Raw genomic sequence first — 2024 nt, 5'->3', positions numbered from 1 at the left:
CGCTCAGGATGGTGCCCTGCTCGGGGGTGGCCACGGCCTGCCAGGCCGAAGCGTCCGCCCGGGCCAGGGCCCGCGCCAGCCCGGACCCGTCGAGCCCACCGGCGTCGTCGCCCGCGGCACCGCGCACCACCTCCTGGGCCGCTCCGGCGATGAGCTGGGCGAGGATGACGCCGCTGTTGCCCCGTGCCGCCCAGAGGATGGACCGCGCTAGCCCGTCGATGCTGGCGTGCACGTCCTGGGCGTCCCAGGCCGGCGCGGTGCGCAGGCCGGTGTCCACGGTGAGGAACATGTTGGTCCCGGTGTCGCCATCGGCCACCGGGAAGACGTTGACCGCGTCGAGGGCCGGCGCCGCCCGACGCAGTCCACCCCGCACGTTGAGCAGCCAGCGACGGGCGTCGGTGGCCGTGAGGCGACGACGCGGACCGGGTGCCATGGTGGGTCTCCTGGGCGAGCGAGGCGGGAGGCCTGCACGGGCGCTCCCGATGGACCCGCACATGGTCGCACCCGCCACCGACAACCGCCCCGGTTGGCCCCGACTGCGGTGGTCCGCTATGATTCTCCGGTTGCCCGTGACCTCCCGCATGCAGGATCCATCAGGATCCGGGCCCTGCGGAACCCCCGGTCGGGGCCCATTCGACCATCGATCACTCAGGAGAGAACCGTGGCTGCCACCTGCGACGTCTGCGGCAAGGGACCGAGCTTCGGTCACAACATCTCGCACTCCAACCGCCGCACCAAGCGCCGTTGGAGCCCGAACATCCAGCGCGTGCGCGCCCGCGTCGGCGAGAACCTCGCCACCGTGAAGCGCATCAACGCCTGCACCTCGTGCCTCAAGGCCGGCAAGGTCGTTCGCTGACCCACCGGTGAGCGCGGCCCCGCCGCACCTCGCACGACGCACACAGGGCGCCCCTCGGGGCGCCCTGTCGCGTACCCGGGCCGTCGCCCCCGCCCCCGGCGGACTGGTCCTCAGGCCCGGAAGTGGTCCCAGCCACCCTCCACCGGGCGCCCGTCGAGCGTGACCGCGGGACCGTCGGGCCCCTCCGCCTCCTCGCACCACGCGATGCGGTGCCACCCCTGGGGTAGCACCCCCCCGGCCGGGAAGGTGCCCAGCAGGCAGTGCTCCTCCCCGCCGGTCAGCACGGCCTCCCACGCCCCCTCCTCCCCGACCGCCGGGGCCAGCCGGTCCACCAGCGGCTGCAGCCCGGCCCGGTCCAGCACGAGCCGCACCCCACTGGCCGTCGCGATGCGGGCCCCGTCACGGGCCAGCCCGTCGGAGACGTCCATGAGCGAGGTCGCGCCGGCACCGGCGGCCACCTCCCCCGCCTCCGGGTCCGCCCACGGCGCCCGGTGGTGAGCCAGGCACTCCGCCGCCGCGCTGCCCGGCCCCTCGAGCACCCCCCGCTGCAACAGGGCCAGGCCGGCCCCGGACCGCCCCAACGGCCCCGACACGGCCACCTGGTCCCCCGCCCGCGCCCCCGAGCGCAGCACCGGTCGGCCGGCCACCCGCCCGAGCGCGGTGACGCTCACCATCCGCGTGCCCGGCGCGGCCGAGGAGAGGTCCCCGCCCACCACGGCCACCCCTGCGCGCCGCGCGGCCTCGCCCACACCGCGCGCCAGGTCCTCCACCCACCGCACGGGCGTCGCGGCGTCGGCCACCAGGGTGAGCACCATCCAGGTGCAGCGGCCCCCCATCGCGGTCACGTCCGCCAGGTTCTGCGCCACCGCCTTGGCCCCCACGTCCCGGGCGGTCGACCACTCGTCGAGCCAGTCGGCCCCCCGCACCATGGTGTCGGTGGTCACCACCGTGCCCGGTCCGGCCACCAGCACCGCCGCGTCGTCCCCGGGGCCGACCTCCACACCCGGGCCGGTGGTGGGTAGGTGCCGCCAGATCCGCGGCAGCAGCTCGTTCTCGGAGACGTCGGCAAGGGTCTGGACCACGCGGCGACGCTACCCTGTGCCGATGCTCCCCCACCCCTGCACCGTCCGCGCCCGGACCGCCCGCCGGCCCCTGCGGGCGGCGACCG

At 76.2% G+C, this 2024-nt stretch carries 3 protein-coding genes; 1 reads left to right on the top strand and 2 read right to left on the bottom strand.

Annotated features, from left to right (window positions below; translation table 11 throughout):
- Positions 1-433 (bottom strand): DAK2 domain-containing protein (locus tag HMPREF3099_RS09315; protein WP_168168506.1); only part of this gene is annotated, 433 nt, incomplete at its 3' end.
- Between the two features lie 228 nt (positions 434-661).
- Here HMPREF3099_RS09315 and rpmB point away from each other — a divergent pair.
- Complete coding sequence (gene rpmB / locus HMPREF3099_RS09310) at positions 662-856, top strand: 50S ribosomal protein L28 (protein ID WP_070705701.1); 195 nt, start codon at positions 662-664, stop codon at positions 854-856.
- Positions 857-966: 110 nt separating this feature from the next.
- Here the strand turns inward: rpmB and thiL are convergent, their stop codons facing one another.
- Positions 967-1938: a thiamine-phosphate kinase gene (gene thiL, locus HMPREF3099_RS09305; protein ID WP_070705700.1), complete on the bottom strand. Its 972-nt coding sequence runs from the start codon at positions 1936-1938 to the stop codon at positions 967-969.
- Between the last annotated feature and the right edge of the window lie 86 nt (positions 1939-2024).

Origin of the sequence: Kytococcus sp. HMSC28H12 (assembly GCF_001816045.1) — a bacterium.
Taxonomy (GTDB): domain Bacteria; phylum Actinomycetota; class Actinomycetes; order Actinomycetales; family Dermatophilaceae; genus Kytococcus; species Kytococcus schroeteri.
This window is presented reverse-complemented; position numbering and strand designations above follow the sequence as displayed.